The organism is Streptomyces sp. SID3343 (assembly GCF_009865215.1).
Lineage (GTDB): Bacteria > Actinomycetota > Actinomycetes > Streptomycetales > Streptomycetaceae > Embleya.
In genome coordinates, this window is record NZ_WWJX01000511.1 from 1 (window position 1) to 6,863 (window position 6,863).

Genomic DNA, 6,863 nt, shown 5'->3' on the forward strand with positions numbered 1-6,863 from the left:
CCCACCGCCAACGCGGCACACCCGGCGTCGTACAGCACGCCGCGCGCCCACGGGCGATCGGCGGGATCGAGCGCGTCGATGCGCAGCAGATGGTCGGCGACCCGGACCGGCGGTGCGCCGTAGTCGCCCAACCGGCGGGCGGCCCGCAAGTGCCGGTCGCGCAGACAGCCCTCGGGAATGGTGTCGTGGACGGCGTCGCGGATCTCCGGCGAACGAAACATCAGCCGACTGCCGGCGACGGCCCGGCGCAACACGCCGACCCGCACGAGTTCGGCGAGCAGCGCGTCGAGTCGGTCGGGCCCCGCGCCCAGCAGGTCGGCGACGATGTCGAGGTCGGCGCCGTCGCCGAACAGGGCGGCGGTCTGGGCCAACGCCCGTACCCGCTCGGGCTGTCGGGCCAACCGGGTGGTGACCGCGGCCGCTTCGATGCGGGCCGCGATCCGCCGGATGTGGTCGGCCCGGGTCAGGCGCGGTCGGCCGTCGAGGCCGATGCCGGGCGGGGTCGGATCCAGTTCCGGTGGCAGACCGGCCTGTACCTGGATCGCGATCAACCGGGCGAGGTGTTCGGGCACGCCGCCGCTCACGTGGTGGCACAGCCGGATGAACGCGTCGTCGGGCGCCCGGCCGGAATAGGCCCGTTGCACGACCTCGCGAACGCTGTGTACCGACAGCGGCCGCAGCGTGCTCTCGTGGCACGCGGCCTGCGCGGCGATGTCGTCGAGCGCGTCCCGTGCGGGCAGGTCGTCGTCGGTACGGGCGGCGAGCACGACGAGCAGCGGCAGTCGGGAGAGCCTGCGGACGAGGTAGGCGAACCAGCGCAGCGAGGCGTCGTCCATCCATTGCGCGTCGTCGACGACGATCACGCGCGGACATCGCCGGACGGCCGGCAGCAGGGCCTCGTACAGCGCGTCGAACAGGTGTTGGTCGTTGCTCGGTACGGCGTGCGGCAGGGCGCGGCGCAGTTCGTCGAAGGGGTCGTGTTCGGAGCCGGCCGTCGCATCGCCGAGACCGGCGAGCAGTTGGCGCAGGGCCGCGAACGGCTTGGCCACGTCGCCGTGTTGACACGAGACGAGGGTCGGGGCGGCGCCTGCCCGGCGTTGCCGGTCGGTGAACTCGGCGAGCAGTTCCCGGCACCACATCCCGGACGCGGTTCTGAGGATCACCGCGCGGCCGCCCGCGCCGATGCGTGAGGCGCGAGCATGCGCGAGGAGGTCTGAGAGTTCGGACACCCGCTCCGGTTCCACGGACGCGTTCTCCTTCTCCCCGGTCGCGGCATTGCCGCGACGGCCTGCGGGGGGAAGTGGGCACACGTGTGCCGCACCTCGTGGGGAACCGCCGCCGCGACCTCCCCCCGGGGATCGCTGCGCTGTGTCGCCGTCGGGACGTTGCCGGACGCCCCGTCGGTTCGGGCCGTGCTTGTGCCGTTGCGCGATGCGGCCGTACGCGTCGCGTGCGTCGACACGCGGCCGCCTGGTGGGTCACCCCCTCCACCGTGTCCCACCGTCGGCCGGGTACCTTGTTACGGCATGGCATCGGGTTGTCACAAGCCCGTTCCGGAACTGCATGCAAGGATTTTGTGACGATCCGTCAGTCAGGGCGGGCAACAGCCGCTCGGCGCCCCGCGCTTCGGTATCCGGGTGCTCCCAAACCTCCGAACCCCGAGATCCTGGAAGCTCCCGGCCTCGGAACTCCCCTGCCGAATCAGCCCTTCGGGTCCGGTGAGGCCGGCTTGCGAGCCCGACTCGGTTGTACGCGCGACGGCTCGCCCGGCATCTTGGGATGGTCGGGTGGGTAGGGCATGTCGCCGAGGCCGTGGTCGCTCTCGTGCCGGTCGGCGAGTTCCAGCACGGATTCGATGCCGTACCGTCGTTCGTCCATGTTCTCGTGCACGTCGCCGAGTTCGGCGAATCGGCCGGGCATGCCGGTGATGTCGAAGTCGTCGGGGTGTACGTCGTCGACCTCGTCCCAGCGCAGTGGGGCCGACACGGTGGCGCGCCGGTTGGGCCGCACCGAGTACGCGGAGGCGATCGTGCGGTCGCGGGCCGCCTGGTTGTAGTCGAGGAAGATCCGCCTCCCGCGTTCCTCCTTCCACCACGCGGTGGTCGCCTCGTCGGGCATGCGCCGTTCCACTTCGCGGGCGAGCGTGATGACGGCGCGGCGGACCTCGGTGAAGGTCCAGCGGGGTTCGATGGGCACGAAGACGTGCAGGCCGCGTCCACCGGAGGTTTTGGGCCAACCGACCAGGTCGTGTTCGCCCAGGACCGCGCGGAGTTCGTGGGCGACCTTGATCGCGTCGGTGAACGTGGTGCCCGGTTGCGGGTCGAGGTCGATGCGCAATTCGTCGGGGTGGTCCACGTCGTCGCGTCGCACCGGCCACGGGTGGAAGGTCAGGCAACCGAGGTTGGCGGCCCACAGCACGGCGGCGGGCTCGGTCGGGCACAGTTCGTCGGCGGTGCGGCCGCTCGGAAAGGCGATCCGGGCGGTGGGGATCCAGTCGGGGGTGTTCTTGGGTGCCCGTTTCTGGAAGAACGACTCGCCTTCGATCCCGTCGGGGTGGCGTTGCAGCGTCGTGGGCCGATCGCGCAGCGCGCGCAGGATGCCCGTCCGGACGGCGTAGTAGTAGCGGGCGACGTCGATCTTGGTGAAGCCACGTTCGGGGAAGTAGACCTTGTCCGGATTGCTGATCCGTACGGTCCGCCCGTCGACGTCGATCTCCTCGGCTGCGCTCATGTTTCACCATAGCCACGAATCCCGGTCAAAACCGCGCAAGCCTCCCAGAACGCATACGAGAAAAGCGACAAATCGCGCGAGTCACTGCCGCGCCGTCCCGCTCACCGATCGCACAATGAGCCGCATGCGCCTTCCCGTACTGCCTCCCCTCAAGCCGATGCTCGCGCGCGCGGCCGCGCGAATTCCCCCGGCGATGCACTACGAGGCCAAGTGGGACGGCTTTCGCGCGATCGTCTTCCGCGACGGGGACGAGGTCGAGATCGGCAGTCGCAACACCAAGTCGTTGAACCGGTACTTCCCCGAACTGGTCGAGGCGTTTGTCGCGCAACTGCCGCCGCGCTGCGTCGTGGACGGCGAGATCGTCATCGTCACGGACGACCACCTCGACTTCGACCGTCTCCTGGACCGCATTCACCCGGCCGCGTCCCGGGTACGCACGTTGGCCGAAACCACGCCCGCGAGCTTCGTCGCGTTCGACCTGCTCGCGCTCGGCGACGACAGTTTCCTCGACCGTCCGATGGTCGAGCGGCGCGCGGCGTTGGAGGAAGCGTTGGGGGCGACCTGCTCGCCCGTGCACGTGGCGCCGGCGACGACCGACCCCGCCGTCGCGCAGGAGTGGTTCCGCGCGTTCGAAGGCGCGGGACTGGACGGCATCGTGGCCAAGGATCCCGACGGCCCGTACCGTCCCGACGAGCGCGCCATGGTCAAGGTCAAGCACGAGCGCACGGCCGACTGCGTGGTGGCCGGATACCGTTGGCACAAGTCGGGCGGCGTCGTCGGTTCGCTGCTGTTGGGGCTCTACGACACGCACGGTCGGCTGCAACACGTCGGCGTCAGCGCTGCCTTCACCACCGCCAAGCGCAGGGAACTGGTCGACACGCTGGCGCCGTATCGGGTCGAGGACCTCACCGACCACCCGTGGGCCCAGTGGGCGGACGCCGAGGCACAGGAGAGCGGCCGGATGCCCGGCGCGGTCAGTCGGTGGACGGGCGACCGCAACCTGGACTGGGTCCCGCTGCGTCCCGAGCTGGTGTGCGAAGTGGCCTACGACCACACTCAGGGGGACCGGTTCCGGCACACCGCGCGGTTCCGCCGCTGGCGGCCCGACCGTGACGCGTCCGGTTGCACGTACGACCAGTTGGAGCAGCCGGTGCGATACGACCTGGCGGACGTACTGGGGTTGTGACGCCTTCGGCTGCCGCCGTGCGGGGTTCGGCGCTGCGGTTCGGCAGGTGGCGGGTTCGGATTGGCTCGCAGCTGCGCAGGCGCTCAAGGTCGGGTACCGGCCACGCACCCGCAACGGCACCGCACCACGAAACGCACGACCGCCCGATCACGCCTCGGGCCGACTCCTGAGGTGGTCCAGGACCTTCCGGCCCCGAGGCGAGAGGCGGTAGCCGACTTCCAGACTCTCGGTGAGGCCGCGCTCCTTGAGCTTGCGCACGTCCACCTTGAACGGCGGTTTCTCGCGCCCCACCGACGCGGCCAGGTCCGCCGCTCGTTGCGCCGGTCGGGCGGCGATCAGTTCCAACATCGCCGTGGTCCACGGGCCGTGGGAGCTGTGCGCGTCCAATCGGGCCAAACCCGCGACGATCGCGTCCAGGTCGGCCGCCGACAGGTCGGTGTCCTGCCTCAGTTCCACCCGCGGATCCTCGCCCGCGAATCGGATCCCGATCCGGTAGAGCTGCCGGTCCTCGCCTTGGCGCTGATACGCCAGGAGGTCCGCCCGACTCGCCGCGCCGGCCCGGTGCGCGTCGTCCTCGGTGACGTTCGACTCGCTCACCGGCTCCACCGTGCCGACCTCCAGGACGCCGACCGCCGTCCGCACCCTGGTGCCCGGCCGTACCGCGGGCCGGCGCCAACGCCGGAAGACCAGATCGACCTCGCCCGAGACGATCCCCGTCAGTACGTCGTGCGTGAACAGCAACGCCGGCTCCCCGCGTTTACGTCAGGCCTGCGACCTGACCTCCCACAAGTCCGGAAAGACCGGAGAGAACAGCGTGGCACGCAGATACGCGGCGCCGGCGGAACCGCCGGTCCCGATCTTCGCGCCGATCGTCCGCTCGACCATCTTCATGTGCCGGTAGCGCCACTCCTGGAGACCTTCGTCGATGTCCACCAGGGCCTCGCAGACCTGCGCGGCGTGTCCGGTCTCGTCGACGTACACCTCGAGCAGGGCTTTTTGTACCTCCGGGTCGGAGTGCCACGCGGAGCTCGGGTCGCGCGCCAAGGCGTGCTCGGGAACCGCGTAGCCCAGATCCGCCAGGTGGCGCAGCAGCGAGTCGAACAACGACCGGCGATGCGCGGCCGACACGAGCCGCTCGTCGTGGCCGACGTCGGAAGCGCCGAACTCCCTGCGGCCGAGCACCGCTTCGAGTTCGCGAAACTGCGCCGACTGGAAGCCGCTGGAGGTGCCCAACGCGTCGCGGAACGACGCGAACTGCCGCGGCGTCATGGTTTCCAGGACGTCGAGTTGGCCGACCACGGTCTTCAGGATCTTGGCGACCCGGCGGGCCGTGTGCAGCGCGCCGGCGCTGTTGCCTCCCTCCAACTGCCCCTGTAGCAAGGCAACTTCGTGCAGGATCTGCTTGAACCAGAGTTCGTAGACCTGATGGATGACCACGAACAGCATCTCGTCGTGCTTGTCGGTCTCCGGTTTCTGGCACGACAGCAGGGTGTCGAGGCGCAGATAGCTTCCGTAGGTGACGGCGGGCTTGTCGCTCATCGTCCTTACCTCTCCTCGCGGGCATTCGACCGCCCCGGTGTCCCGGTGACGACAGGCCACCATCTTGGGCTGGTCGCGGCCGTTCAGGAATGAGCGATGCACGGAAACGGATGCCCGCCACACGATGGTCGTAACGCGATCGGCCCGCCGTGTTCATGATCGTAAAGACCCGTCAGGAATGCCTGCGACCCGGCGTGGCGCCGGGTCGCAGGGTCCGGAAGGCGGGGTCCGGGAGGCGGGTGTGGACGCGGGGTGTGGGACGCGGGAGGGCGGGACGCGGAGTGCGGGGGGCGCCGCCCGTTCAGCCCGCCAGGTGCCGGCGCAGGTGTTCGCCCGTCAGCGAGCCCGCGCAGTCGAGCAGCCCGCTCGGCGGCCCGGTGAACACGATCTCGCCACCGTCCTTGCCGCCGTCGGGGCCGAGGTCGATGATCCAGTCGGCCTGCGCGACGACGTCGAGGTTGTGCTCGATCACCACGACCGTGTTGCCCCTGTCCACGAGCGCGTTCATCAGCCCGAGCAGGGTGTCCACGTCGGACAGGTGCAGGCCGGTGGTCGGCTCGTCCAGGACGTACACGCTGCCGGTGCGGTGCAACTGGGTGGCCAGCTTGATCCGTTGGCGCTCACCACCCGACAGGGTGCTCAGCGGCTGGCCCAGGCTCAGGTAGTCCAGCCCCACGTCGATCAGCGTGCGCAGTTTGGTGCGCAGGGCGCGCTCGGTGAAGAATTCGACCGCCTCCTCCGCGGGCATCTCCAACACGTCCGCCACCGACTTGCCGCGCAGCCGATGCGCGAGCACCTCGTCCTTGAACCGGCGGCCGTCGCACGAGTCGCAGTGCGTGGTGACCGGGTCCATGTAGGCCAACTCGGTGAGGATCACCCCGCGTCCCTGGCACTGCTCGCACGCGCCCGTGGAGTTGAAGCTGAACAGGCCGGCGGCGACGCCGTTGGTGGTCGCGAACAGCTTGCGAATCGGGTCCATCAGTCCCAGGTACGTCGCGGGCGTCGAACGCGAGGACGCGGCGATGGCGGACTGGTCCACGAAGATCGCGTCGGGATGGTTCGACATGAACACGTCGGCGATCAACGTGCTCTTGCCGGATCCGGCGACGCCGGTGACCACGGTGAGCACGCCGGTGGGCACGCCCACCGTGACCTTCTTGAGGTTGTGCAGGTCGGCGCCCTCGATGGGCAGCATGCCCTGCGGCGCGCGGGGCGCGTCCTTGAGTCCGCTAGACCGACGCAGGCCGCGCCCGGTGAGCGTGTCGGCGCGGCGCAACTCGGCCACGGTGCCCGCGAAGACGATCTCGCCGCCGTGCACGCCCGCCCGCGGGCCCACGTCGACGACATGGTCGGCGATGGCGATGACGTCCGGGTCGTGCTCGACCACGAGCACCGTGTTGCCCTTGTC

At 70.0% G+C, this 6,863-nt stretch carries 6 protein-coding genes; 1 reads left to right on the forward strand and 5 read right to left on the reverse strand.

Annotation, left to right across the window (positions count from 1 at the left end; translation table 11 throughout):
• Positions 1 to 1,244, reverse strand: a 1,244-nt coding sequence (locus tag GT354_RS16185; protein WP_161357017.1) for an ATP-binding protein, incomplete at its 3' end; no start/stop codon positions are given.
• Between the two features lie 457 nt (positions 1,245 to 1,701).
• Positions 1,702 to 2,730: a non-homologous end-joining DNA ligase gene (gene ligD, locus GT354_RS16190; RefSeq protein WP_161357018.1), complete on the reverse strand. Its 1,029-nt coding sequence runs from the start codon at positions 2,728 to 2,730 to the stop codon at positions 1,702 to 1,704.
• A gap of 124 nt (positions 2,731 to 2,854) precedes the next feature.
• On the opposite strand from ligD, the gene GT354_RS16195 reads away from it, so the two are divergent.
• Positions 2,855 to 3,916, forward strand: a complete 1,062-nt coding sequence (locus tag GT354_RS16195; RefSeq protein ID WP_161357019.1) for an ATP-dependent DNA ligase — start codon at positions 2,855 to 2,857, stop codon at positions 3,914 to 3,916.
• Between the two features lie 147 nt (positions 3,917 to 4,063).
• Here GT354_RS16195 and GT354_RS16200 read toward each other — a convergent pair whose 3' ends face one another.
• The 3 genes from GT354_RS16200 to GT354_RS16210 all read right to left on the reverse strand — a co-directional run.
• The gene (locus GT354_RS16200; protein WP_161357020.1) at positions 4,064 to 4,657 is read right to left on the reverse strand and encodes a hypothetical protein; all 594 of its coding nucleotides are present in this window, start codon (positions 4,655 to 4,657) and stop codon (positions 4,064 to 4,066) included.
• Between the two features lie 21 nt (positions 4,658 to 4,678).
• Positions 4,679 to 5,455: a tryptophan 2,3-dioxygenase family protein gene (locus tag GT354_RS16205; RefSeq protein ID WP_161357021.1), complete on the reverse strand. Its 777-nt coding sequence runs from the start codon at positions 5,453 to 5,455 to the stop codon at positions 4,679 to 4,681.
• 301 nt (positions 5,456 to 5,756) lie between these two features.
• The coding region (locus GT354_RS16210; RefSeq protein WP_161357022.1) for an ATP-binding cassette domain-containing protein at positions 5,757 to 6,863 on the reverse strand (1,107 nt) is incomplete at its 5' end.

What these genes read in the sequence shown, in the direction of transcription:
- GT354_RS16195 (WP_161357019.1), top strand. Translation starts at nt 2,855, where the DNA reads ATGCGCCTTCCCGTACTGCCTCCCCTCAAGCCGATGCTCGCGCGCGCG.
- GT354_RS16205 (WP_161357021.1), bottom strand. Translation starts at nt 5,455, where the DNA reads ATGAGCGACAAGCCCGCCGTCACCTACGGAAGCTATCTGCGCCTCGAC.
- ligD (WP_161357018.1), bottom strand. Translation starts at nt 2,730, where the DNA reads ATGAGCGCAGCCGAGGAGATCGACGTCGACGGGCGGACCGTACGGATC.